Origin of the sequence: Amycolatopsis sp. cmx-4-54, assembly GCF_046548895.1 — a bacterium.
Classification (GTDB): domain Bacteria; phylum Actinomycetota; class Actinomycetes; order Mycobacteriales; family Pseudonocardiaceae; genus Amycolatopsis.
Genome location: NZ_JAEBEJ010000003.1, coordinates 459,638 through 480,904 on the forward strand (window position 1 = coordinate 459,638; position 21,267 = coordinate 480,904).

The following is a 21,267-nucleotide window of genomic DNA, read 5'->3' on the forward strand; positions in this document are numbered from 1 at the left end:
TTACCCCGGTCATCTGGAACTGGGGAGTCTTTCGATGCTGTATTTCAATGGTTTCTTCGGCGTTCTCACGCTCGGTCTGTGGATCTTCTGCATCGTCGACGTGATCACCACGGACGAGGGATCCTGCCGCAACATGCCCAAGGGGATGTGGCTGCTGCTGGTGCTGCTCGTCCCGTTGATCGGTTCGATCGTCTGGCTGGTCGCCGGTCGTCCGCAGCACGCCGCCCGAGCCCCGCGCGGCCGCTTCGAGCGTGAGACGCCGGCGTTCCCGGAGTACGACCGGCCGGGCCGCTTCGCCGCGACGAGCGCCGAGGGCGACGAAGAATTCCTTCGCAAGTGCCGGGAACGCGCCGAAGAACAGCGCCGCAAGGCCCGTGAAGGCTGAGTAGCCTCGGTGTCGAGAAGATCGACACTGGAGGAAAGTTGTCCGAAGCGCTCGACTGGAACAAGAACATCATCAAGGAGTTCCGCGAGAACGAGGGGAAGGTGGGCGGCCCGTTCGAGGGCGGCTCGCTGCTGCTCCTCACCACCACCGGGGCGAAGAGCGGCGAGCCTCGCACGTCGCCGCTCGCGTACGCGGAGGAGGACGGCAAGTACGTCGTCGCCGCGTCGTACGCCGGGGCGGACAAGAACCCGGCCTGGTACCACAACATCCTGGCGAACCCGAAGGTCACCATCGAGGTCGGCACGGAGAAGTTCGAGGCGACCGCGACCGTCGTGGACCGCGCCGAGCGTGACCGTCTCTTCGCGAAGATGGTCAGCCTGATGCCGGGCTTCGCCGACTACGAGAAGAAGACCGATCGGGTGATCCCGATCGTCACGATCTCGCGTTGACTCGTCCCGCATTCAGTCCTCTGGATGCGGTAGTTGCACGCGCAAGTACCGCATCCAGAGGACGAAACGCGGGGGAGGATCACCTCGCGGCACGCGCCGGTTCGACGTTGTGTGTCAGCCGGAACCGGTTCGCCGGATCGACGGCCGCCTTGACCTCGGCGAGCCGCCGCAGATCGGCCGGGGAGTACACCTTGGCCGCTTCCTCGCCCGCCGCGCTCTCGCCGTAGACGAAGGTCAGCAGTTTGCCGGTCGACCAGGGCTTCAGCGCGTCGAACAGCTTCGCGTGCGCGCTGCGGATCTCGGCGATCGAAGCGTCGTCCACCACGGACAGGGCTCGGACGGTGAAGCTCGCTTCACGGTCCCATCCGACGCCGGGATGCTCGGGTACGTCGGACAGCGCGCCGCCGAGCAGGTCCAGCAGGACGACGGTCGGCACCGGGGCGCCCGGGCCGGCGTGTTCGAGGATCGCGTCGAGCATCGCGTCGTTGAGTTCGGACACGGTGGCGTTGTCGGCGCGGTAGCCGTGCGGGAAGGGCGGCTCGTTCGCGATCTTGCCCGATTGGGTGAACGGGAGTTCGGCGAGCGTGTCACCCAGAACGGGGGCGGCGGCGCGAAGCGGGGCGACGAGGCGCTCACCTTCGGCGGCGTCACCCAGGTAGGCGATCCGGATCTGCGCGACGTGCTGCCCGCGCAGCGGCTCGGGCACCATCGGCAGGTCCGGCATCGGGACCATGCCCAGCGACGACGTCATCTCGCGCGGCATGTCCGCCGCCCAGTCGCGCCAGGCGTGGAGCACCGCGGACAGCGATTCGGTGCCGAATTGCAGGCTGCCGCCGTACAGCCGGGTGACCGGGACGAGCCGGAACTCCAGCGCGGTGACGATCCCGAAGTTGTCGCGGCCGCCGCGCAGCGCCCAGAACAGGTCGCTTTCGGTGTCCGGGGTGGCGCGGCGGAGTTCCCCGTCGGCGGTCACCACCTCGATCGCGGTCACCTGGTCGGCCGCCAGGCCGTACTTGCGGCCGAGCAGGCTGAACCCGCCGCCGAGCGTGTAGCCGACGACGCCGACGCCGGGGAAGGAGCCGCTCAGCGGCGCGAGCCCGTGCTCCGAGGCCGCCTCGATGACCGCACCCCAGCGCACGCCCGCTTCAACCCGCGCGATCCCGTCGTCGATCCGGATCCCGGTCATCCGATGGGTGGTGACGAGGACGCCGCCTACGAAGGGGACGCCGACGCCGTGTCCCGTCGAGTGGACGGCGATCGGGAGGTCGTGCTCGACGGCGTGACGGACGGCCTCGACGACGTCGGCGGCCGACGCGGCGGGCACGATGACGTCGGGACGGCGGGGCACTGCGGTCTGGAAACCGGCGAGTTCGTTGTCGTAATCCGGGTCGCCGGAACGGAGCATCGTGGTCATTCCACCAGCGTGGTCTCGATTCGGCCAGAAGTCCAAGATCTGGTTTGTCTGGCAACTAGAATCATCGGTTATGGAACTCCGCCAGCTCGAATACTTCGTCGCGGTGGCCGAGGAAGCGAACTTCACCCGAGCCGCCGAGCGGTTGCACGTCGCGCAGCCCGGCGTCAGCGCCCAGATCCGCCGCCTCGAACGGGAACTCGGGCAGCCGTTGCTCGACCGGTCGGCCAGGGCGGTGCGGCTGACGGAGGTCGGCGCCGCCGCGCTCCCGCACGCGCGGGCCGCGCTCGCCGCCGTCGCCGGGGTGCGGCAGGCGGTCGACGATCTCACCGGGCTGGTCCGCGGCCAGGTCGCGATGGGCATGGTGTCCTCGCGTGGCCCGGTCAACCTGCCGGATCTGCTCGCGCGTTTCCACGAGCGGCACCCGGCGGTCGACATCACGCTCGCCGAGGCGACCTCCGACGTCCTGCTCGCGGGTGTCGCCGACGGCCGGTTCGACGTCGCACTGATCGGGGTCTCCGGCGAACCCCCGCCGGGGATCGGGCTGGAGGTCGTCCTCGACGAGCCGCTCGTCGCGATCTCCGGGCCGGAGGATCCGCTGACCGAGCAGGCCACGATCACTCTGTCGGAGCTGGAAAACCGTTCCCTGGTGAGCCTCCCGAAGGGCACCGGCATGCGCGCGATCGTCGACGCGGCGTTCCTCGCCGACAGCGCCCAGCCGAGGGTGACCCTGGAGGCGGGCGACCCGAACGTCGTCGCCGAACTGGTCGGGCGCGGGCTCGGCGTCGCCGTGGTGCCGATGTCGCTGGCGACGCACTACACGGAACTGCACGCCATGGAGATCACGCGACCCGCCGGCCTGCGGGCGAAACTGGCGCTGGCCTGGCGGACGGAGGGGCCGGTCAGCCCCGCCGCCCGCGTGTTCATCAGTCAGGCACGGGCGCTGCTCGGGTTGTGAGCCGCCCCGTTTTGAGTCGCCACAACGAGGTGACCTCCTTCGTGTTGGCGCGCGGATGCCGCGGCCGGATGTCCTCCCGGCCCCGGACTTCGAGGCCGGACCGTTCGAACGCGTCGAGGAGCTGTTCGCGCGTGCGCAGGCCCAGCAGTTCGGCGAGGTCGGACAGGATCAGCCACGCCTCCCCGCCGGGTTCGAGGTGCCGGGGCAGCCGGTCGAGGAACGCCTTGAGCATCCGGCTTCCCGGGTCGTAGACGGCCCGTTCGAGCGGGGTGTGCGCACGGGCGGGCAGCCACGGCGGATTGCAGACGACCAGCGGCGCGCGACCCGGCGGGAACACGTCCGCGTGGCGGGTTTCGATCCCGCCGAAACCGAGACGGGCGAAGTTCTCCCGCGCGCAGGCGAGCGCGTGGGGCTCGTTGTCCGTCGCCACCACGCGTTCGACTCCTCGACGCGCGAGGACCGCGGCGAGCACACCGGTACCGGTGCCGATGTCGAACGCCAGTTCCTTGGCGGGCAACGGAGTTCTCGCCACCAGATCGACGTACTCGCCGCGGACGGGGGAGAAGACCCCGTGGTGTGGATGGATTTTCCCGTCGAGCGCCGGGATTTCGACACCCTTCACCCGCCACTCGTGCGCGCCGACGACGCCCAGCAGCTCACGCAAGGAGACCAGCGACGCGGTTTCGGACGGACCGTAGACCTCGGTGCAGGCCTCGCGCACGTCCGGCCCGCGGCGTAACGGCAGGACGTGGCCGGGATCCAGCGGGACCAGCAGCCTGCCGAGGATCCGCGCCCGGCGTGTTCGATGGTTCCGCTGGTCCTGGAAGGGTTTCCCGGCCGCGATACCGCAACGCCGAGACATCGCGGCGAGAAGGTTCCGCGCGCCGGGGAAGTCGCCGTGCCAGGCGAGACCGGTGCCGGACGCGGCGAGCCGGAACGCCTCGTCGGCGGTGACGCGATCATCGACGGCGACGACGGGCCGGGGCATTTTCGTGCCGACGGTGGTCAGCCAGCGCCGACCACCGTCCTTTGTGGACAGGGGGTTCATGGGTTTCCGTTCCTGGATTTGCCTGCGGCGAAGAGACCCCGCGGGCGTGGCTCGTCGGGGGACAAGGTCAGGAACGGTGGCTAGCGGACCACCGCGGCATGAACCGGCGTCGACACGAACCCGAGCTTACCGGAAAGCGGCGGCGTGGTCGGCCGCCCAGACCTCGAAGTCCAGCCCCGGCCTGCCGGTGACGTCCTGGACGGTCGATGTGACCTCGCCTGGTTCCGTCACCAGCCCTTGGAACCCGGCCAGCATCGTGTCGACGATGAAGTCCGGCATCTTCGTGAGCAGGGCGGCACGTGCTTCTTCGAGCGGGATCTCCTCCCAGCGCGCCGGGCGGCCCGCGGCCTCGCCGATGATCCGGACCTGCTCGGCCTGCGTCATCGGCCGGGTGCCGGTGAGCGCGTACTTCGCCCCCGCGTGCCCATCGCCGGTCAGTGCTTCGACGGCCACCGCGGCGATGTCCTTCTCGTGGATCAGCGGCATCGACGCCTCGCCGTACGCGCCGCGGACGACGCCGTCCGCGCGGATCGACGGCGCCCAGTCGAGGGTGTTGGTCGCGAATCCGTGCGGTCGCAGGAAAGTCCATTCCAGGCCGGCGGCTTCGATCGCCTCCTCGACGGTGCGATGCCAGGCGCCGATGGCGTTGTCCTGCTCCGCCAGGGAATCGTCGACGGCGCCCGAGGAAAGGAACACAACGCGCTTCACCCGTTCCCCGAGCAGCGACACCGTGGGCACCAACGCCTCGGCTGAACCGGCGAGCATCAGGAACACCGTGTCGACGCCGTCGAGCGCCGGCGCGATGGTTTCCGGTTTCGCCAGGTCACCGCGGACGCCGTCCGACGGCGGATTGCGGCTCAGGGCCCGGACCGGAACGTCTCGCGCCCGCAACTGGGTGACTACTCGCGAGCCGACGTTGCCCGTGGCGCCCGCGACCAGGATCGGCTTGATGCCGCCACCGCCGAGAAGATCGGGCGGTACCGCTTGACCGACCCGCCCGACATCCCCGGGTAGGTCTGCACCTTCTTCCACACGTCCGTCGTCCCGATGCCGTCGGCGCCGGGAGCCGCGAGCGCGGCGCGGTGGGCGTCGGCGCTGGCCCATTCGGCGTAGTTCAGCACCTTGGTCCCGTCGGTGCTCACGTGAAAGAACCCCGAGATCCCGCCTTCGGGGCGCGCGGGTTCCGACGCGAGCGCTTCGAAGACGAGGTCGATCCAGTCGCGCTGCCGTCGCTCGTCGGGGCCCTCGAACTCGACCGAGACGATCACGAGGCAGCCGGGCGCCCCTTCGCCGCGCTGCCCGCGGTAGAGGCGGAACACGGGCGCGCCGTTCAGGTCTTCGATGGCGTCTTCGCTGGTCCACTGCTCGTAGGTGAAGGCGCCGTCGTGATCGATGCCTTCGTACGCGGTGAAGGAAACGAGTCCTTCGAGGCTTTTGAACGCCGCGCGCGCCGCGTCTGCGTCCGGCCATTCCCGCGCCACCACGACCGTCGACTCGTCCGGTGTCGGCCAATGTCCGTTGTGGATGGTCATTTCGGAGGTCCCCTGTGCTGTCATGCCTCCAGCATGAAACTTAAACAAGGGTTCAAGTCAAGGTAGGATCGTCACCATGTCCGAGCTGCCGTCCGAACTCACCATCGGAGAGCTGTCCCGGCGCAGCGGCGTCGCCACCTCCGCTCTGCGGTTCTACGAACGCCAGGGCCTCATCAGCAGCAGGCGGACCAGCGGGAACCAGCGCCGCTATCCCCGCAGCGCGCTCCGCCTGGTCGCGTTCATCCGCGCGTCGCACCACCTCGGCATCCCGCTGGAGGTGATCGGCGGAGTGCTCGATTTCCTGCCGGAGGGCGCCGCGCCGGACCAGGCGTTCTGGCAGCGGGCTTCCCAGTGCTGGAGCGCCGAACTGAACAAGCGCATCGAGCAGCTGGAGTGCATGCGGGACCGGTTCACCGAATGCATCGGCTGCGGCTGCCTGTCCTTCGAACAGTGCGTGCTGGTGAACCCCGGCGACGTCCTCGCCGCCAAGGGGCCCGGCCCTGCGCGGCTGATCACGGACTGACCGCGGCCAGTTTCCGTTCCAGCAGCCGTCGTTCGGCGCTGTTCCCGGCCCGCTGGATCGCCGTTTCGTAGGCCCGCGCCGATTCCTCCCGGCGGCCGAGACGAGACAGCAGATCCGCGCGGATGGCGTGGTACAGGTGGTATTCCTCCAGACCGAGGCCGTCGATCACGGTGAGCGCCGCTTCGGGGCCGTCCACTTCGGCGACCGCGACGGCGCGGTTGAGCGCGACGATCGGCGTCGGATTCGCCGCCAGCAGCAGGTCGTACAGCTGGACGATCTGCGACCAGTCCGTGCTCGCCGCGTCGGCGGCGTCGCTGTGGACGGCGTTGATCGCCGCCTGGATCTGGTAGGGCCCCGGCTGGTTCCGCCGCAGGCAGGCACGGACCAGGGCCTGCCCTTCGGTGATCAGCTCGCGGCCCCACCTCGACCGGTCCTGCTCCGCCAGCAGCACGACCTCGCCGTCCGCGCCGGTGCGGGCCGCGCGGCGGGACTCGGTGAGCAGCATCAGCGCCAGCAGCCCGGTGGCCTCCGGTTCGTCGGGCATGAGGGCGGTCAGCAGCCTGCCGAGCCGGATCGCCTCCGCGCACAGGTCTTCCCGCACCAGCCGGTCACCCGAAGTGGCCGTGTAGCCCTCGTTGAACACGAGGTAGATCACGGCGAGCACCGAACGCAGCCGATCCGGCAGATCGGCGTCGTCCGGGACGCGGTACGGGATCTTCGCGTCGCGGATCTTGCCCTTCGCCCGGACCAGGCGCTGCGCCATCGTCGTCTCGGGAACGAAGAACGCGTGCGCGATCTCGCCGGTGGTCAGCCCGCCCAGCAGCTTCAGCGTCAGCGCGACCTGCGCGGTGATGGCCAGCGCGGGGTGGCAGCAGGTGAAGATCAGCCGTAACCGGTCGTCACGCACGGGACCCTCCTCCGCTGGTTCACCGCCGGCGCTGATCAGCGCGGCCTGGGCGTGTTTGTCGTCGCGCGCGGCTTCCCTGCGCAATCGGTCGATGGCCTTATTGCGGGCGGTCGTGATGATCCAGCCCGCGGGGCTGGGCGGTGGACCGCTGGACGGCCAGCGGTCCACCGCCTCGGCGAAGGCGTCCTGGACGGCTTCCTCGGCGATGTCGATGCTGCCGAAGACCCGGACCAGTACGGCCACCGCGCGGCCGTACTCCTCGGTGAAGACGCGTCCGATGTCTTCGGTGGTCACACGCACGAAGGTCCTTCGTCGCCCTGAAACGGCCGGACCTCGACCGGAAGGTAGGTGATCTCGGTGACCCGGCGCCCCCATTCGAGCGCGGCGTCCAGATCCAGTGCCTCGATGATGGTGAAACCACCGAGATGTTCCTTGCCCTCGACGTACGGACCGTCGGTCATCGCGATCTCGCCGTTCTCCTTGGCGCGCAGCACGGTCGCCGTGGTCGGCGGGTGCAGCCCGCCGGCGAAGACCCAGACTCCTGCGGCCTTCATCTCGTCGTCGAGTGCCTGGATCTTGCGCGCGATCGGCTCCAGGAACTCCGGCGGCGGGACAGGACCGTCGGGCTGGTACAGGCTGATCAGGTACTGGGTCATGGCGTCCTCCTGAAGTCGGAGCGGCTTGTCATCACCTACACGAAGAGCGTCCCGCCGATTCGACATCCGGCGGGAATTGTTTTTCGTGGGCACATCGTCGCAGGTCGATCCGGGTCCCTTGGTCGGACAGGCCGCGATCCGGGGTGACTGGTACTGCCGGACCCGGGCTGAACAGACCGTGCCATCTCCGGGCGGTGCCCGGTTTCCTGGACTCATCACCGAGAACGAGTCCACCTAGGAGAAACAGAGATGACGAACTCCCCGGCACCGCACGCGAACAGGGTCGCCGTCGTCACCGGAGCGTCCAGCGGAATCGGCGAGGCGGCCGCTCGGCGGCTCGCCGCCTCCGGCGCGGCGGTCGCGCTGATCGCCCGCCGGGCGGACCGGCTCGAAACGCTGGCCAAGGAGATCGAGCGGGACGGCGGTACCGCGCTCGTGCTCGCCGCCGATGTCGCCGACGCCGAGGCGATGCGGGCCGCGGCGGCCGAGGTCGAAGCGGAACTGGGCCGCGTGGACCTCCTGTTCAACAACGCCGGCGTGATGCTGGCCGCGCCGATCGACGAACTCGCCACCGGCGACTGGCAGCGCATGATCGACGTCAACCTGACGGGCCTGATGAACGCGATCGGCGCGTTCGTCCCGCATCTCGTCGCTTCGGCGGCCGAAAAAGGTGTCGCGGACCTGGTGAACACCTCGTCCATCGGCGCGCAGGCCGTCTTCCCGTCCTTCGCCGTGTACGTCGCTTCGAAGGCGTACGTGACGCACTTGTCGAAGAACCTCCGCGCAGACCTCGGTCCGAAGGGCGTGCGGGTCGCGGCGATCGAGCCCGGGCTGGTCGAAACCGAACTGCAGGGCCACGTCACCGACGCCGGTGCTTTGCGGTGGCTGGACGGCGTGCGCGAGTCGCTGACCTGGCTGAAGCCCGAGGACATCGCCGAGACCGTGGCGTTCCTGACGTCGCTCCCGGCTCGGGTGAACCTTCAGCAGGTCACCGTGATGCCCACGGCGCAGGTCTGATCACGGGAACAGGAGCCGGGCGATCGCGCGGGCGGCGGTGTCCGGATCCTCCTGGAGTTCGGCGCGCAGTGCGCCGGTGAGCCACAGGTTCGCGAAGCCGTGCATCAACGACCACGCGGCGACTCCCGCCATGGTGTCGTCGCTGACCGATGCCGCGCCGCTGGTCAGCAGGGCTCCCGCGCGGTCACGGGCGGCGGCCAGCGCAGCGTCGTCTTCGCGGTGGAGTTCGGGGCGGAACATCACCTCGAAATGCGCGCGATGCTCGATCGCGAAGCGCACGTAAGCCACCCCGACCTCGACGAAAGCCCGCTCGCTCTCGGCCGCGAGCGCGTCCGCAAGCAGGTCGAATCCCTCGGCCGCCAGCGCGGTCAGCACCCCGGCCTTATCGCCGAAATGGTGGACCGGCCCGGCGTGCGAGACCCCCGCGCGCCGGGCGAGATCGCGGAGGCTGATCCCGGCCGGACCGTGTTCGGTGATGGCCGCGACGGCGGCGTCGAGCACGGCCCGGCGGAGGTCGCCGTGGTGGTACGGACTCATGCCGCTGAATCTAGTCATTGACAAGATGGTCCGCAATCGCGCATCTTGTCAGTGGAAAGATTCACTGCTCGGAAGGCATGGTCATGGATCCCGGTCTCGCGCCCGTACTGATGCTGATCGCCGTCACAGCGACGTTGTTCCTGCTGGGAGTCTTCGGCGTCCAGCGCCTGAAGCCCTGGCCCGTCGCGGTGCGCGGCGGCGTCGCGGCGCTGTTCGTCACGACCGGTCTCGCCCACTTCGTCGGCATGCGCGAGGAGCTCATCGCGATGGTGCCGCCCGCCCTGCCCGCGCCGGGACTGCTGGTGACCATCACCGGCGTCCTCGAACTCGCGGGTGCCGCGGGCGTGCTGTGGTCGCGCACGGCGCCGTGGGCGTCCGCCGGGCTGACGCTGTTGTTGCTGGGAATGTTCCCGGCGAACGTGTACAAGGCACTGCACGGGCCAGTGACTTCGACGATGGACGAACTGGTGCCGCGGAGCCTGATGCAGGTGGTTTTCCTCGCCGCGACGGCGTCACTGGTGGTGTATTACGCGCGTACTCCGGACAGACCCTTTGCCCAAAGGAGACCTTAAGTCTTTCCCAAGTTCGGGCTCCGCTCTCGGGAACGGCACTACTCTCCGAGAATGAAGATCTCATTGTGGATCGGATTCTGTGGGCTGTGCATCCTCGCCGGGCACATGCTTCTCGGTGCGGTCGGTCTCGTACTGCTGATGAGCTGTCTCCCGGCGGGGCGCGAACACGAATCCGTTGACAGAAAAGGGAAAACGTCCGCGCGGCTGGTCTGACCTCAGCCCAGTGTGCTCGCGAAGGCGAGCGCGCCAAGAACCGGAACGGCGATCGCGGTGAGCAGCATCGTCCGGCGGCTCGGTTTGGGACTTTCCAGCAATGCCCGGATACCGGCCGGAACCAACGCGACACAAAGTCCGGCGGTGCCGATGATCGACACGAATTCGGTACCTTTCAGAACGCCGAGCGGCAGAAGTCCCATCGTCGCCAGCCCGATCGACCCGACGACGCCGAGCACTTTCGCCCGATAGGCGGCGAAGGCGAGCACGTACCAGCCGAACATGATCGTGAACGACAGAAAACTGAACAGATGCAGGTCCTGATACGACTCGCTGACCACGCTCTCGGCGAATCCGGCGCCGCGGCGTTCAGCGAGTCCCAGTGCCGCCTGATCGATCCCGGCGTGAAAGGTCCGCCCAAAGAGTCCAAAAAGGACGAACAAGCTACCCCAGGCGGCCAACGCCGGCCTGGTACGGCCGATCTTCGTGGCGAGCGCGACGATCGCGGGCCACAGCACGACATTGCCCGCCAGGAAACACGTGTACGCGGCGGTCATCAGCGCGGGGTGATCGCTCATCGCCCTGAGCTGGCTCGGGAAGAAGAAGTCGAAGGGCGCCCGCAGCAGCGTCCCGGTGAGCAACAAGACCGGTCCGAGGACCATCGAGGCCGCGGCGACGCGGCGGCCGGGGAAGACGTAATCGGTTTCCATAGCCGATGAGCCTGCCGCTCGAGGTGGTGGCGCGGATCGGATCACGGTCCGGCCTTCTGGCTCAGCCCGTGGGTGGAGTCGGGCTCTCTCATAAGGGGTCGTTTGGCTTCGGGGTTGGATACTGGCTACTCACGGCGGTGGGTTTTGCCGGGCTTCGGCTATGTGGCAGGTCGAGAGGCTGCAGGGGTGTCCGGCCGCAACTCGGTACCTGGCGACGACTGGCGCCTGGAGAACGTGTCCGCTGCATGGGCAGGGCTGTTGCCGGTTTCCGGCAACGCGGCTGAGGCAGCAGGCCGCGCTTCGGTACCTGCAAGACCATCAGGACGTGAACGGGCTTGATTTGTGGCGGGTGCGCGGAGGCACTCTGGCAGCTGCAGTAGGGCTGTTGCCGTTCTACGGCAACGCTGGCACTGGTGAGCGTTCGAGCGGGCCGTCACCGTTTTTCGACTAGCCGTGTCCGGTAAGTCTGTTTGATGGGCTTCGTGAAGGTGGTTCCTGACGGGGCGGGAGGATCGGCCTCGTACCGGGTCGTACTCGGCCGCATCCGTCCGTGCCGCCAGGGGCCGGGGCAATACAGCGGCGGCGCCGATCCGTCGCCCCACGGGCGGTAGGCGGTCATCGCTTGCTCCGATGGCTCGCGGGATCAGACGCGGTCGGCGGCGATCAGCAGGTAGTGGAAGCTGCCCTCGCGATAGGCGTCCAGGAACGGTCCTTCGATCCCGGTCGCCACCGACGATTTCGCCCGCAGCTCCCAGTACGGGATCGTGTCCGCCGTCAGATCCACCACCGAGATCGGCATCAGACCGTTCGCCGCCAGGGACCGCCCGGGCGCGAAGGCCGCGAACAAGACTTGCAGGACTCGGCCTAGGCACGGGGCGCGGCGCCTGGAGAACTCGTCCACCGGGTAGGGCCGTCGCCGTTTTCCGGCGACCGGCTCAGAATGGTGGTGGTTCGTCGGCTGGCCGGGGTCGGTGGAGCGGCGGTGGTGTGCTGTCGTAGCTCTGGCCGGTGGGGGTGGTGACGGTGAGGGTGCCGTCCGAGGCGAGCCGGTAGGTCCAGCCGGGTTCGTCTTTCAAGCGGTGGTCGCGGCGGCAGAGATCGACCAGTTCGTCGGCGTTGGTGTGACCGCCGTGCTGCCACGGCAACGAATGATCGATATCGCAGGCCTGGGCGGGACGGTGGCAGCCGGGTCTTCGGCATTCCCGGTCCCGCACCCGCACGAACTCGCCCAACCCCGCGGACGGCCGATACCGGCCCCGGCCGAGATCCAAAACCTGCCCGGAGAGCGGGTCGGTGATGATCCGCCGCAACACCGTGTTGGGTCCGGTGGCGATGTGGCGGGCCAGACTCGCGGGAACGGATCCGTGCCCGGCCATCTCCGCCGGATCATTGTTCAGACCGAGATAGGTGAACAGATCCATATAGAGGAACACTTCGCTGCGTTCGCTTGTGCCGCTTTGGCCGCCGAGGAGGAGATCGAGCGCGACGTCGGCGCGCAACTGGTCCAAGGTGCGGGTCTCGCCACCGGTCTTCAGGGCTCGCGCCGCACGGTCGATCCGCTGATACGCCGCGGCCGCCTTCTCCACCGGGGCGTCTTCGACCTCGACCGACGCGACCCCGGTCTCGCCGTGACGCAGGGTAAGACGTCGGCCGTCACGATGCCCCTCGGCCCGCCTGTCGGCACCGTCGGGGTCGATGGTGGTGGCCGCGTGGTTCGCGGCTTTGCGGATCTGATCGGGGTTCTTGCCCGCGATCCGGTCCTCCAGCACCGCGTCCACGGCACGCGCGTCGGTGTCCGAGAGCCAGGAGGTGGCCGTGGCGACCTTCATCGCACCGAACCCGCCGAGTTTCCCTTGGTCCATCAAACCCAGGGTGCGGGGTAGGCGGGTGGTCAACGCTTCAGCCGCGGCGACCACAGCACCCGCGTGACTGTCCACAACAGACAACGCGAACGCCACCTCCTGCGCCACGCTGCGGGCGCCGTCGCGGTGCCGGTTCAGTTGCGCCACAGCCCGGAAGCGGATCGCTTCCAGCCGCGCGATGCCGGCCGACGCCGCCTGAGCGACAGCGACAGAATCCTTGTCGTCCAAGGAATCGACGGCAGCGTTGACCGATGCCAGCACCTCGGGATCGGTGAGGTTTTCCAGGAGCGCCACAGGCGCGGAGTAGGTGTCCACCCCACGAACATACGACCCGCCACCGACAAAACCGGCCCTGCCGACACCGCAATGCATTACCGATTTTCGGCGACGAAGGGCCGCCGCCAAGTGGCGTCGTCGTTCTCCGGTAAGCAGGCCACAGGCGGGCAGCCACGAAGCGGTAGAAGGGTTGCTTCAGTCAGCAGGGCACCCGAAATGCCTACGGCGTCGCCGTTTTCCGGCAACCACCCAACCGGACAACGAACAGCGTCGTTCCCCGTTCAGTTTGTATCGAGCGCGACAGCGATATCCCCGACCGGCAAAGGGAATTCGCCGACCTTGGTGGCCCGGCGGCCGCGTTGAGCACGGCCGAGGTCTGCTCGGACATCGCCTCGCCGCCGGCGAGCACCAGCAATCCCAGGACGGCACGGCGGCAAGGGCGAACGGCGGAAAGAACCCCGCTGCGCCGGGGTTTGGGGCGCTCAGGCTAATGGCCCGCCGGCGCGAGGTCGTGACCGTTCCAGGTGAACCGAGCCGTGGTGACCGCGTCGTCGCCGTCGCCGCCGGTGATGAGCTGGTGGATCCCGACGCCGCCGAGTTCGGCGTAGGTGCACCATTCGTGGTCCGACGTCAGCATCAGGTCGAGGTCGAGTTCGGACAGCAGGCCGAACACCTGCCCCCGGTTGGTGGTGTCGACGCCGACGAACACCTCGTCGAGCAGGATGACCCTCGGCGCCTCGGGCGCGGCCTGGTAGTGCGCGGCGACGGCGGCGAACAGCGGCAGATGCAGCGCGATCGCCTTCTCCCCACCGGAAAGCGCGCCGTGCAGCTTCTTGGTCAGCAGCTGCCAGCCGGCGCCGTTCGCGCGGTCAACCTTGACCACGAACCGATGCCAGGACGTGTAGTCGAAGACCTGCGCGAGCTGCTGTTCCCAGCTGGTCGCCGTGTCGTCCGCCTTCGCCTGCTCGACGCGCTCGCGGAAGAACTTGTGCAGGGACACACGATCTTCGCCGGTCAGCTGATCCGGATCCTTCAGCAGCAGATCCCGCGCGGTCTTGGTACCCGGCGGCAGATCGGGGGAGACCTGCCAGACCAGCCGGACGGCGACCCTGGACGCGGTCCGCACGCGTTCCAGCCGCGCGTTCATGCCGTCGACGAGGTCGTTGGCCTGCCGGATGCGGGCCGCGAGATGGCGGCGGGTGTCGCCGGTCAGCGTCTTGTCGAACAGATCGCTTTCCCGGTCGGTGATCTCGTGCCTGCTCTGTTCCGCCTCCGCGTAAAGGATCTTCAGCAGTTCGGCCGCGCCGACCCGCAGCCCGTCGACGACGGCGGTGAAGAGCTGGACGTCCTCGTCGGTCTCCAGATCGAGTTCCGCCCGCGCGCTGAGGGTGTTCCGGCAGGTGTGCACGGCTTCGGAGAGCCGGTGCAGCGCCTCGCCGAGGTTGCTCGGCGCGTGCGGCACGGACGGCCACGCCGCGGCCACCAGCCGCGCCGTTTCGAGCGCCGACCGCACCCCGTCGGAGGCGGAAAGGGTGGCCTGGAACTTCGGCAGGTCCTCGATTCCGCCGTCGGCGGGGAAGACGCCGGTCGCGAGTTTCCGGAACCGGTGCGCGGCGGCGTCCTGCTTCTTGGCGGCGTCCTCGCGGGCCCGCGCGTCGGTCGTGCGGCGGACGCCGAGCGCGCCCAGCGACACCGCGAGCTCTTTGGCGTCGGCGTTCGCGGCGCGGAGTTCGCCCGACAGGTCACGTAGTTTCGTGCGCAACCCGTCGATTTCGGCGAGCACTTCGCGCTGATCGCTGCCCGCGCTCCCTTCGATCGCTTCGAGCATCGCCGTGAGCTTGACGCGTTCGGCCTCCGCCTCGGAAGCCTCGTCCTCACGGCGGGCCGCGTTCGCCTCGGACCGGTCCGCCTGTTCGGCGCACAGCTCGGCCCGCTGGGTCGCGGTGAGCAGGTTCGCGTGCTCGTACAACCAGTTCTCGCCCTGGTCGGAGTAGGTGCGCAGGGCCTTGGCGAGCGCGGCCAGCGGCGCGCGTTCGGTCGGCAACCCGCTCTCGGAGGCCTGGGCGGTCAGCTCGTGCAGCGCGGTCTTGGCCTCGATCTCCAGCGCGGAGACGGCGGTCTCCAGATGCCGGACGGCGGCGTCGGCGGCGGTCAGCTCGGCCTCGGTCGCGGTCAGTTCTCCTGTCGCGGCAAGGAGATCTTCGTGGCTGGGCCGGGCGGCGCGTTCGATCTTGATCAGCTCGCGCCTGCCGCGCAGCGCGGCCAGCTCGCCTTCCAGTTCGGCGATGGTCTTCTCCCGGACGGAAATCTTGTCCCGCAGTCCGGCGATCCGGCGCTCCCGCGCGCGGAGACGGGCGGACGAACCGATGTACGCCGGGGCGTCCTTCGCCCAGCTGCCCGACAGGCCGCCCATCCGCCAGCCGCCGTCCGCGCCGATCGCGGCGGGTCCGGCGGGGAGCGTGTCGTCGAAGGCGATCACTTCCAGGATCCGGCGGATCTTCGCCGGGGAGAGCTCCGCGTCGGGTTCGGGGAAGAGGACGTCGGCGAGTGAACGGCCGGTGGCCGCCGGCAGCGTCCCGGTCTCCGCGAGCACGTCGTGTCCGTCGACGACGCCGTGGGAGTTCACCCAGGCGTCCAGCAGGCCGGCGCCTTCGAGCGCGGCCTCGATCCCCGCCTGGGCGCTTTCCGGTACCGAGCCGGCGAAATCGACCAGTCGCCACAGCGGCGCGCCGCTCATCTCGGCGCGGTCCGTCGTGCGGGTGCGCGGCGGCTCGGGTGCGAGGACGTCCTCCGTTTCGAGCACGCCCGCCTCGACGAGCAGTTCGTCGTGCTCGGTGCGCGCGGCGGCCAGCGCGGCACCGGTCGCCGCCTCCCGCCGGATGATGTCTTCGAGCACGGTCTCGGCGACGACGCCGAGCCTGCCCAGCAAGGCGACCTCCGCCTCGGCGTCCCGGACGACCGCTTCCACGTCGGGGAACCGCAGCTCGCGGCAGCCGATCGCCCATTCGGCGAGCCGGGTGCGCAGATCGCTCAGCGCGAGTTCCCGCGTCGCCGTCGTGAGGTCCAGCCGCTCCTGCGTGGCCGAGAAGTCCGATCGCGCGCGGTCGAGATCCGCCTCGGCCCGGTGCCGCCGTCCGACCGCGAGTTCGTGCTGGTCCAGCGCGCGGCCGAGGGTTTCGACCTGGTCCCGCTTGCCGCGGACGGCGGCCTGGAGCAACGGACGGAGGCGGGCCGGTTCGCCGAGTCCGGCGACGAGTTCGTCGTGCACCCCGGCCAGGTTCGCGCGGGTCGCGGCGGCACGGACCTCGGTCTCCAGGGAGCGCACGAGGTCGGCCTGCCGTTTCGCGACCTGCTTCGCCGCCCGCGAACGCTCCTCGTCGGCGTCCGCCTCGGCGCGGAGCCGATCCGCGTCCGCGCGCAATGCTTCCGCCTTTTCCCGCGTGGACAACGCCCGTTGCCGCAGCTTGTCCAGCTCTTGGCCCTTGCGGTACGACTCGGATTCGGTCAGCCCGGCGAGGCGTGCTTCGGTCTCTTCGACGTCCTTTTCGAGCCTCACCGCCCGTTTCTCGGCGGCTTCCTTCTTCGCGGCGACCTCGTCGTGCTCCTCGGCCGAACGGCGGGCCGCCGCGGCGAGTTCGTCGAGTTCCGTGGTCGCGTCGATGAGGTTCGCGGCGCCCGCGCGCAGCACTCGCTGGGCGTAGGTCTTCTGCCGCGCGGCGAGCGCGCGGGTCGCGTCGACCTCGGTCTCCAGCGAGCCCAGCCGTTCGCGCTGCGCGTCGAGCCGCTCGAAGCCTTCGGCGAGATCCGCGATCTCCTGCTGCCCCAACGGCGGAAGCGCGCGGGAGAGCAGGTTGGACAGCAGGCTCGGGTCGAGCCGCTGCGAAAGCTTGGGCATCCGCAGCTGGAGCAGCGCGGTGATCAGCGCGTCGTACCGCTGTTCGCTCAAGGTGGGGAACAGTTTCGCGCGGATCGCCGCGCGGTACTCGGCCGCGCCGTCGTGCACGGTCCCGTGTTCGCCGAGGGCTTCCTCCAGCGCGTTCTTGGTCAGCGGCTGGCCCGCCTCGTTGACCAGCTGCAAGCCGTCGCCCACCCGCAGATCGGTGGTGAAGAAGTCGGCGTGCACCGTACTGGTGTGCGTGCTGGCCTGAAGCCGCGCGCCGCAGGTGAACCACTTCTCGCCGGCCATGCCGAATTCGAGCCACACGTACCCGACGCGGGTGGCGCCGGAAGCGCCTTCGCCCATCAGGTTCCAGTGCATGCTGCGTTCGCTGGTGCCGAAGGTCGACAGCCGGTTGGCGCGCAGGCTCGCGTCGAACAGGAACGGCAGCAGCAACTCCAGCGCCTTGGACTTCCCGCTCCCGTTGGGGCCGCGCAACAACAGGCGCCCGTCGTGGAACTCGAAGATTTCGTCGTAGTAGCGCCAGATGTTGAGAATGCCCGCACGGGAGGGAATCCACCTCGTCACGGTCACGGCGCCTCCTCGGTGCGGTCGGTGTACCTCGCGGCGGCCGGGAGCGGCCGGACGAGTTCGGCTTCGGTGCGGATCAGGCCGAAACCGGTCAGCACGGCGAGCGCGTCGACGGTCAGCCGCCGCACCCCGTCCTTGCCCCGGTACGTCTTGGCCCAGCGCGGGAAGCGTTTCAGCAGCTTGGCGGTGGCGTTGCGCAGGTAATCGGTGGTCCGCGGCTCGTCCAGCGCGTCGAGCAGCAGGAGCGCGGCGACCTTGGCGTTGCTGCCGTCGTCCGGGAACCGCTCGTCGGTGGCCAGCCCGTCGACGTCGACGAGCAGCACGCCCTCCGCGCGTTCTTCGAGGACGAAACCGCCCTGCTCCGCGGCCCGCCGCAGCAACTGGCGCCCGGTCGGCGTGCCGAGGTACGCGCGCTCTTCCGCGGTCAGTTCGGCGAAGTACAGCACCGGGTCGTCGACCAGACGGCGGAAGACCGTGTGCCGGAGCCACAGATTCCGCTGGACGTCCGACGCGCTCGGCGTGTCCTCGTGGCGTCCCGACGAGAGGCCGTAGCGTTGCTCGTGCGACACCGCCTCAAGCAGTTCCTCGAACCGCAGCGCGACGTCGTCGGCGGGCACGGCCAGCTGGGAAGGACCGACCGGCGCGGCGAGCATCCGCAGCAACAGGGTCGCGTCCACCCGGAACAGCACCTTCGCCGCCAGATCGTCCACAAAGGACTCCGCGTCGCCGTCCGCGGTTTCGACGACGCCGTAGGACTCCAGGAGCTCGAGGACGTCCACGAACGCGAGACGCTCCGCCCTGGTGGCGACGTCGAAGGTGGTGACGAGATCGTCGGCGGCGCTCGCCTGCGCGACGCGGCCGGCGAGCAGGCCGATGGTGGTCACCGGCACGGTCAGCAGTTCGGCGGCCACCACGCACAGCAGGACGTAGCGGCGGCGGTCGAACGCGGCGCGCCCGGACCGCAGCCGCCGCGCCGGACGCGTGGGATCGGTGGCCGCGCGGACCTTGACCAGCCGCGCGTAGCCCAGCCGCGGTTCGACGGTGAGCGTCCAACCGCAGTAGTAGTCGAACCACTGCCGGATGGGCTCGCGGCGGCGCCGGATCAGGTCGAAGGTGTCGGGGGAGCCGCGTTCGCCGATCAGCGGGGTGGCCAGCAGGGCCCGGATCCCGCGCGCGACCTCTTCGCGTTCCGCGATGACCAGTTGGTTGGTGAGGCTCACGCACCGCCTCCGGCCGTACTGATCTCGATTTCGTAGTCGGGGCCCCGGAAGACGCCGCTCGTGGTGGTCAGGCGCGCGACCGCGCCGTTTCGCGGCGGCCGCAGGACGATCTCGATCTGGCCGTCGGACGTCGTGCTCCGCCGGGCGCCGCCCGTGCCGGGGCTGCTGCCCAGCGCCTGGCCCAGCAGGTCGAGCAGCCGCTCGAAAACGCTGTGGTCCAGCTTCTCGAACGCCGAAAGCCGCACGACGCCGCCGGTGTCGAGCATGTTCCACGCCGCTTCGAGTTCGGCGCGTTCCGCGATCGCCTGCTGGACCCGTGCCGCCCTGATCGCGCTGACGTCGCGAACCCGCCCGGTCCTGGTGAACCGCTCGGTGCGGCCCGCGGAGCGAAGCAGTTCCGACACCTCGACCGGCGGCGCGTCGAGCCACGACGCCGTCGTGCTGACCACTTCCGGATCCGCGTGGGCGAGGTGCGCGTGCCGCGCGGAACTCAGCCCGAACATCGTGGACCACAGTCGATGCAGGTCCTCCTGCGCCGGGACGACGGTGAACCACCGCGCCAGCTCGCGGAAATCGGCGACCGCGCTGCTCGCGCGCCGCCGCGATTCGGTGATCCGATCCAGGACCTGGAGCAGCGTGATGATCGCCCGCCGCGCGAGGCGATGGAGGTCCTCGACCCGTGGCGTCGCCCCGTCTTCGGGCAGGAACCACGCGCGAAGGCCGTCCCAGCGCGCCTTGCGGGCGTCGAGCCAGCGCGGGTCGGGGTTCGGCAGCGCCGCTCCGTTGAGCGCCCGCCGGTGGACCCGCTCGACACCGTGGTCGTCGATCTCCTTGATCCGCGTGGCGATCGTGTGCGTGTGATGTTCCAGGTCGTTCAGGAACTCCTGCAGATACGTGACCGTGGCCGCCTTGACCTCGTGGAACGTCGCGAGGTCGGCTTCGGCGTGCAGGAGGCGCTGGAGGTCGCCGTTGAAGCGCTTGGTGTTGTCGCGGAACGCTTCGAGGTGGCTCTCGACTTCGATGAGCGTGCTGAACACGCGCCGGTCCGTGCCGTCTTCGAGCTGCTTCGCGAGCTCGCCGAGCCGCTCACCCAGCGCCTCGAGCGTCGCCGTCTGGAGCGCCCCGGACGCGTTGAGCACCTCGTTCGCGCGGACCACCCCCGCGTACGCCGCTTCGCCCTGCCGGGTGAGCGAGTACTGGAGGTTGTGGCGCTCGTACTCCGACGCCGTCCGGTAGTCGCCCGCGTGGCTCTGGACGACGTCGAGGTGGCCATGGCTCCTCAGCTGGTCCAGCGCCTTGACGAGGTCTTCGTCGTCCAGCGTCTCCAGCCAGCCGACCTCCCGCAGCCTCGTGCGGATGTCGTCGATCCCGAGCGCCGTTTCGAGCCGCTCGTTGGCCTCGCCGAAGGCGTGCAGGATCGCCAGGGGGAGCCCGGATCTGCTGCCGTCGGTGAAACGGAACATCTCGGGCGGAACACGGATCGGATCCATGCGTCCTCCGGCGGCTGGTGCGTGGAACTACACGTTAGGGGGTCACCCAGACGAGTCCGAACGGCCCATCTTTTTCACGCAGAGTGCTTACGTCGTGAACAGTTCAAGGCGCACGGTGGTCCCGTCGACGGACACCTTGCGGACCACGCGGCGGCCGTCCACGACCAGGTCGTCCTCCATGACGCCGGGCGCGAAGTTCGACGCTTCGAGCAGCTTGGGCACGTCCTCCGCCGGCAGGGTCAGGACGACCACATAGCGCGAGTCGATGCCCCGGTCGTGCTGCGTCTCCAGCACCTTGCCGCCGGCGGGCATCGAAATCCCGCCGAACCGGAACGCGTCTTCGGGTGTCGGGCTCGGTGGGGCCGTCGCGCAGCCGGCCAGGAGGAGGGCGAGGACCGCGAGCAGGGTTTTCACCTAACGTGAGACGCACGGTGGACGTAAGCGTTCCGTCACACTTGGACGGGGATGACAGGGACGGCGCGACACGTTGTACTGGGTGTCAACGACCGAAGGAGATCAACAGTGACGGAAAAGGCTGTTCTCGCGGGCGGCTGCTTCTGGGGTATGCAGGACCTGTTCCGCCGGCACCCCGGGGTCGTCTCCACCAGGGTCGGCTACACCGGCGGCGACGTGCCGAACGCGACCTACCGCAACCACGGCTCGCACGCCGAAGGCATCGAGATCGTCTTCGACCCGGCGCGGCTCTCGTATCGGCAGATCCTGGAGTTCTTCTTCCAGATCCACGACCCGACGACCCGCGACCGCCAGGGCAACGACATCGGCGCGAGCTACCGCTCGGCGATCTTCTACACCGACGACAAGCAGAAGCAGGTCGCCGAACAGACGATCGCGGACGTCGACGCCTCCGGCAAGTGGCCGGGCAAGGTCGTCACCGAGGTGACCCAGGCCGGTGACTTCTGGGAGGCCGAACCGGAGCACCAGGACTACCTGGAGCGCATCCCGAACGGCTACACCTGCCACTACGTGCGGCCGGAATGGCAGCTCGGCGAGCGCTGATCGTGTCCCGGCCTGC

The 21,267-nt window shown here is 69.4% G+C and carries 21 protein-coding genes and 1 pseudogene; 8 read left to right on the forward strand and 14 right to left on the reverse strand.

What is annotated here, in order from left to right:
• The first annotated feature begins 34 nt into the window (after positions 1-34).
• Both ACLJQ7_RS12475 and ACLJQ7_RS12480 read left to right on the forward strand, forming a co-directional pair.
• Entirely contained in the window at positions 35-385 is a 351-nt protein-coding gene (locus ACLJQ7_RS12475; protein WP_410648338.1) for a PLDc N-terminal domain-containing protein, read from the forward strand.
• Positions 386-423: 38 nt separating this feature from the next.
• Positions 424-834: a nitroreductase family deazaflavin-dependent oxidoreductase gene (locus ACLJQ7_RS12480; RefSeq protein WP_410648339.1), complete on the forward strand. Its 411-nt coding sequence runs from the start codon at positions 424-426 to the stop codon at positions 832-834.
• Positions 835-913: 79 nt separating this feature from the next.
• Here the strand turns inward: ACLJQ7_RS12480 and ACLJQ7_RS12485 are convergent, their stop codons facing one another.
• Positions 914-2,248, reverse strand: coding sequence for an FAD-binding oxidoreductase (locus tag ACLJQ7_RS12485; RefSeq protein ID WP_410648340.1), 1,335 nt, complete (start codon positions 2,246-2,248; stop codon positions 914-916).
• A 70-nt stretch (positions 2,249-2,318) separates the two neighbouring features.
• Between ACLJQ7_RS12485 and ACLJQ7_RS12490 the strand changes: the two genes are divergently transcribed.
• Entirely contained in the window at positions 2,319-3,203 is an 885-nt protein-coding gene (locus tag ACLJQ7_RS12490) for a LysR substrate-binding domain-containing protein (RefSeq protein ID WP_410648341.1), read from the forward strand.
• Here ACLJQ7_RS12490 and ACLJQ7_RS12495 read toward each other — a convergent pair.
• The 3 genes from ACLJQ7_RS12495 to ACLJQ7_RS12505 all read right to left on the reverse strand — a co-directional run bounded on the left by ACLJQ7_RS12495 (position 3,172) and on the right by ACLJQ7_RS12505 (position 5,807).
• Positions 3,172-4,251: a methyltransferase gene (locus tag ACLJQ7_RS12495; RefSeq protein ID WP_410648342.1), complete on the reverse strand. Its 1,080-nt coding sequence runs from the start codon at positions 4,249-4,251 to the stop codon at positions 3,172-3,174. The genes ACLJQ7_RS12490 and ACLJQ7_RS12495 overlap by 32 nt on opposite strands.
• Positions 4,252-4,377: 126 nt before the next feature.
• Positions 4,378-5,202, reverse strand: coding sequence for an NAD(P)H-binding protein (locus tag ACLJQ7_RS12500; protein ID WP_410648585.1), 825 nt, complete (start codon positions 5,200-5,202; stop codon positions 4,378-4,380).
• Positions 5,151-5,807: a hypothetical protein gene (locus tag ACLJQ7_RS12505; RefSeq protein WP_410648343.1), complete on the reverse strand. Its 657-nt coding sequence runs from the start codon at positions 5,805-5,807 to the stop codon at positions 5,151-5,153. The genes ACLJQ7_RS12500 and ACLJQ7_RS12505 overlap by 52 nt, the downstream gene beginning before the upstream one ends.
• Positions 5,808-5,859: 52 nt before the next feature.
• Between ACLJQ7_RS12505 and soxR the strand changes: the two genes are divergently transcribed.
• The gene (gene soxR, locus ACLJQ7_RS12510) at positions 5,860-6,306 is read left to right on the forward strand and encodes a redox-sensitive transcriptional activator SoxR (RefSeq protein ID WP_126730613.1); all 447 of its coding nucleotides are present in this window, start codon (positions 5,860-5,862) and stop codon (positions 6,304-6,306) included.
• Here soxR and ACLJQ7_RS12515 read toward each other — a convergent pair.
• A complete protein-coding gene (locus tag ACLJQ7_RS12515; protein ID WP_410648344.1) occupies positions 6,296-7,513 on the reverse strand; it encodes an RNA polymerase sigma factor in 1,218 nt (405 codons plus the stop codon). The genes soxR and ACLJQ7_RS12515 overlap by 11 nt on opposite strands.
• On the reverse strand, positions 7,504-7,869 hold the full coding sequence (locus ACLJQ7_RS12520; protein WP_410648345.1) for a YciI family protein: 366 nt from the start codon (positions 7,867-7,869) through the stop codon (positions 7,504-7,506). The genes ACLJQ7_RS12515 and ACLJQ7_RS12520 overlap by 10 nt, the downstream gene beginning before the upstream one ends.
• Before the next feature lie 249 nt (positions 7,870-8,118).
• Between ACLJQ7_RS12520 and ACLJQ7_RS12525 the strand changes: the two genes are divergently transcribed.
• Positions 8,119-8,886, forward strand: coding sequence for an SDR family oxidoreductase (locus ACLJQ7_RS12525; RefSeq protein WP_410648346.1), 768 nt, complete (start codon positions 8,119-8,121; stop codon positions 8,884-8,886).
• Here the strand turns inward: ACLJQ7_RS12525 and ACLJQ7_RS12530 are convergent, their stop codons facing one another.
• Positions 8,887-9,423: a TetR/AcrR family transcriptional regulator gene (locus tag ACLJQ7_RS12530; protein WP_410648347.1), complete on the reverse strand. Its 537-nt coding sequence runs from the start codon at positions 9,421-9,423 to the stop codon at positions 8,887-8,889. It abuts the gene before it with no gap.
• A gap of 77 nt (positions 9,424-9,500) precedes the next feature.
• Between ACLJQ7_RS12530 and ACLJQ7_RS12535 the strand changes: the two genes are divergently transcribed.
• Both ACLJQ7_RS12535 and ACLJQ7_RS12540 read left to right on the forward strand, forming a co-directional pair.
• Positions 9,501-9,995 (forward strand): hypothetical protein, encoded by a 495-nt coding sequence (locus ACLJQ7_RS12535; RefSeq protein ID WP_410648348.1) that lies wholly within the window; start codon positions 9,501-9,503, stop codon positions 9,993-9,995.
• Positions 9,996-10,046: 51 nt separating this feature from the next.
• Complete coding sequence (locus tag ACLJQ7_RS12540) at positions 10,047-10,208, forward strand: hypothetical protein (RefSeq protein WP_410648349.1); 162 nt, start codon at positions 10,047-10,049, stop codon at positions 10,206-10,208.
• A gap of 2 nt (positions 10,209-10,210) precedes the next feature.
• Here the strand turns inward: ACLJQ7_RS12540 and ACLJQ7_RS12545 are convergent, their stop codons facing one another.
• The 7 genes and pseudogenes from ACLJQ7_RS12545 to ACLJQ7_RS12575 form a co-directional block, all read right to left on the reverse strand.
• Positions 10,211-10,918, reverse strand: a complete 708-nt coding sequence (locus tag ACLJQ7_RS12545) for a hypothetical protein (protein WP_410648350.1) — start codon at positions 10,916-10,918, stop codon at positions 10,211-10,213.
• 643 nt (positions 10,919-11,561) lie between these two features.
• Positions 11,562-11,741 (reverse strand): annotated as a pseudogene (locus tag ACLJQ7_RS12550) (SAM-dependent methyltransferase); the annotation flags it as partial.
• 112 nt (positions 11,742-11,853) lie between these two features.
• Entirely contained in the window at positions 11,854-13,074 is a 1,221-nt protein-coding gene (locus ACLJQ7_RS12555) for a DUF222 domain-containing protein (protein WP_410648586.1), read from the reverse strand.
• Positions 13,075-13,543: 469 nt separating this feature from the next.
• Positions 13,544-17,527, reverse strand: coding sequence for a TIGR02680 family protein (locus tag ACLJQ7_RS12560; RefSeq protein WP_410648351.1), 3,984 nt, complete (start codon positions 17,525-17,527; stop codon positions 13,544-13,546).
• The gene (locus ACLJQ7_RS12565) at positions 17,524-18,744 is read right to left on the reverse strand and encodes a TIGR02678 family protein (protein ID WP_410648352.1); all 1,221 of its coding nucleotides are present in this window, start codon (positions 18,742-18,744) and stop codon (positions 17,524-17,526) included. The genes ACLJQ7_RS12560 and ACLJQ7_RS12565 overlap by 4 nt, the downstream gene beginning before the upstream one ends.
• The gene (locus tag ACLJQ7_RS12570) at positions 18,741-20,234 is read right to left on the reverse strand and encodes a TIGR02677 family protein (RefSeq protein WP_410648353.1); all 1,494 of its coding nucleotides are present in this window, start codon (positions 20,232-20,234) and stop codon (positions 18,741-18,743) included. The genes ACLJQ7_RS12565 and ACLJQ7_RS12570 overlap by 4 nt, the downstream gene beginning before the upstream one ends.
• An 87-nt stretch (positions 20,235-20,321) precedes the next feature.
• Positions 20,322-20,648 (reverse strand): hypothetical protein, encoded by a 327-nt coding sequence (locus tag ACLJQ7_RS12575; protein ID WP_410648354.1) that lies wholly within the window; start codon positions 20,646-20,648, stop codon positions 20,322-20,324.
• Positions 20,649-20,756: 108 nt separating this feature from the next.
• Here ACLJQ7_RS12575 and msrA point away from each other — a divergent pair, with 108 nt between their 5' ends.
• Positions 20,757-21,251: a peptide-methionine (S)-S-oxide reductase MsrA gene (gene msrA / locus ACLJQ7_RS12580; RefSeq protein WP_410648355.1), complete on the forward strand. Its 495-nt coding sequence runs from the start codon at positions 20,757-20,759 to the stop codon at positions 21,249-21,251.
• Positions 21,252-21,267 lie beyond the last annotated feature (16 nt).

Excerpts from the sequence above, each read along its gene's own strand:
- ACLJQ7_RS12475 (WP_410648338.1), top strand. The coding sequence starts at position 35 with ATGCTGTATTTCAATGGTTTCTTCGGCGTTCTCACGCTCGGTCTGTGG.
- ACLJQ7_RS12485 (WP_410648340.1), bottom strand. The coding sequence starts at position 2,248 with ATGACCACGATGCTCCGTTCCGGCGACCCGGATTACGACAACGAACTC.
- ACLJQ7_RS12490 (WP_410648341.1), top strand. The coding sequence starts at position 2,319 with ATGGAACTCCGCCAGCTCGAATACTTCGTCGCGGTGGCCGAGGAAGCG.
- ACLJQ7_RS12495 (WP_410648342.1), bottom strand. The coding sequence starts at position 4,251 with ATGAACCCCCTGTCCACAAAGGACGGTGGTCGGCGCTGGCTGACCACC.
- ACLJQ7_RS12505 (WP_410648343.1), bottom strand. The coding sequence starts at position 5,807 with ATGACAGCACAGGGGACCTCCGAAATGACCATCCACAACGGACATTGG.
- soxR (WP_126730613.1), top strand. The coding sequence starts at position 5,860 with ATGTCCGAGCTGCCGTCCGAACTCACCATCGGAGAGCTGTCCCGGCGC.
- ACLJQ7_RS12520 (WP_410648345.1), bottom strand. The coding sequence starts at position 7,869 with ATGACCCAGTACCTGATCAGCCTGTACCAGCCCGACGGTCCTGTCCCG.
- ACLJQ7_RS12525 (WP_410648346.1), top strand. The coding sequence starts at position 8,119 with ATGACGAACTCCCCGGCACCGCACGCGAACAGGGTCGCCGTCGTCACC.
- ACLJQ7_RS12530 (WP_410648347.1), bottom strand. The coding sequence starts at position 9,423 with ATGAGTCCGTACCACCACGGCGACCTCCGCCGGGCCGTGCTCGACGCC.
- ACLJQ7_RS12535 (WP_410648348.1), top strand. The coding sequence starts at position 9,501 with ATGGTCATGGATCCCGGTCTCGCGCCCGTACTGATGCTGATCGCCGTC.
- ACLJQ7_RS12540 (WP_410648349.1), top strand. The coding sequence starts at position 10,047 with ATGAAGATCTCATTGTGGATCGGATTCTGTGGGCTGTGCATCCTCGCC.
- ACLJQ7_RS12545 (WP_410648350.1), bottom strand. The coding sequence starts at position 10,918 with ATGGAAACCGATTACGTCTTCCCCGGCCGCCGCGTCGCCGCGGCCTCG.
- ACLJQ7_RS12570 (WP_410648353.1), bottom strand. The coding sequence starts at position 20,234 with ATGGATCCGATCCGTGTTCCGCCCGAGATGTTCCGTTTCACCGACGGC.